At 69.2% G+C, this 1822-nt stretch carries 2 protein-coding genes; both read left to right on the top strand.

All coding sequences use genetic code 11. The annotated features are described in order from the left end of the window. Positions 1 to 1332: S1C family serine protease (locus FXN61_RS49230; RefSeq protein WP_167980608.1), on the top strand; the 1332-nt coding region annotated here is incomplete at its 5' end. Between the two features lie 17 nt (positions 1333 to 1349). Next, positions 1350 to 1724, top strand: coding sequence for a Sec-independent protein translocase protein TatB (gene tatB, locus FXN61_RS49225; RefSeq protein WP_167980607.1), 375 nt, complete (start codon positions 1350 to 1352; stop codon positions 1722 to 1724). Positions 1725 to 1822: the final 98 nt, after the last annotated feature.

Raw genomic sequence — 1822 nt, 5'->3', positions numbered from 1 at the left:
CAGTCGGCGCCGCCTCCTCCGGAGCCGCTCGCCACCGCGTTCGGCCGCCAGGGTTCGTCGGAGCTGCTGCAGCGCCCTCCGCAGCCCGTTTCGGACCCGGATCCCGACATCGACCCGGTGTTCTGGGGCGACAAGCCCGCGGGTGACCCGTGGCGCGACCCGGCCTCCGGTGCCGTGATCGGCCCGCCGGCCGTCGGCGAGGACCCGCCAGGTGAACCTGAGAAGAAGGCCGAGCCCGGTCCGCAGCTGAGCGTTCCCGAACTGCTCTTCGGTCGTCGCGTGAAGCCGACCGCTCTCGCATTGCTGATGGTTGTCGCGCTCGTCCTGGGCACCGCAGGTGGCCTGGTCGGCTGGCTGATCGGCCGCGCCGGCAACCCGCTGACCGACTCGACCGTGACGCTCGCCGAGATCGCGCAGGGCAAGGAGCGCCCTGCCGGCTCGATCTCGGACATCGCCAAGCGCGTGACGCCCAGCGTGGTGTCGATCGAGTTCAAGGGCACCAACGTCGCAGGCGTCGGCTCCGGCGTCGTCATCGACGGCGGCGGCTACATCCTGACCAACGACCACGTGGTCGCCCCGGCCGCTCAGGACTCCTCCGCCAAGCTCAGCGCCGTCTTCACCGACGGCACGCGCGCCGCGGCCCGCGTCGTCGGCCGCGACCCGAAGACCGACCTCGCGGTCATCAAGGTCGAGGTCACCAACCCCACGGTCCTGCAGTTCGGCAACTCCGACGAGCTCCAGGTCGGCGACAGCGTGATCGCCATCGGCTCGCCGCTGCAGCTGTCCAACACCGTCACCGAGGGCATCGTCTCCGCGCTGCACCGCCCGGTGACGGCCGCGGGCGAGAACGGCGGCCCCCAGGTCACCTACGACGCGATCCAGACCGACGCGGCCATCAACCCCGGCAACTCGGGCGGCGCGCTGGTCGACTCGCGCGGCGCGTTGATCGGCATCAACTCCTCGATCCGCACCGAGACCGGCGGTTCGGTCGGCCTCGGCTTCGCGATCTCCGGCAACCAGGCCCGCAAGATCAGCCAGGAGCTGATCCGCAACGGTTCCGTGAAGCACGCGGACATGAACGTCAACGTGAAGTCGGTGTCCGCCGAGACCTCCGAAGGCGCCCAGGTGCAGAACGTGCCGGCCGGCGGTGCCGCGGCGGCCGCGGGCATCCAGGAGGGTGACGTGATCACCAAGGTGGGCAACCGCATGGTTCGCAACGCGGCCGAGCTGGTTGTCGCCGTTCGCGAGCACGAGATCGGCCAAACGGTCCAGGTCGTGCTGGCACGACAGGGCCGTGAGCTCAAACTCGACGTAACTCTGAAGAGCGACTGAGAAGTAGGCTGAGACCTGTGTTCGACAGCATCGGATGGGTAGAGATCCTCATCATCGTCGTCGCGGGTCTCTTCATCCTGGGGCCCGAACGCCTGCCGTCCGCCGCGGCCTGGCTCGGCAAGACGGTGCGCCAGGTCCGTGAGTACGCGACCGGCGCGCGGGAGCAGTTGAAGCAGGAGATGGGCCCGGAGTTCGAGTCGCTCCGCAAGCCTCTCGAGGACCTGCGGGAACTGCGCAACTTCGACCCGAAGCGCGCGGTGGCCAAGCACCTGTTCGACGACCCCGAGCCCACGAAGTCCAACGGCTATCCGGCGCCGCCGGCTGCTTCCGCGCCCGAGCAGCGGCCGCTCGCACCCGGCGAGCGTCCGCCGTACGACCCGGACGCGACCTGACTTTTCTAGCTGTTGGGGCGTCTGCAAGTACCACCAACTCAACATCAACAGGCTCATAACTACCCCCAACCTGTTCGGCGCTCGCCGAACAGGTTGGG

It is taken from the genome of Lentzea indica (genome assembly GCF_012184385.1).
GTDB lineage: Bacteria > Actinomycetota > Actinomycetes > Mycobacteriales > Pseudonocardiaceae > Lentzea > Lentzea indica.
This window is presented reverse-complemented; position numbering and strand designations above follow the sequence as displayed.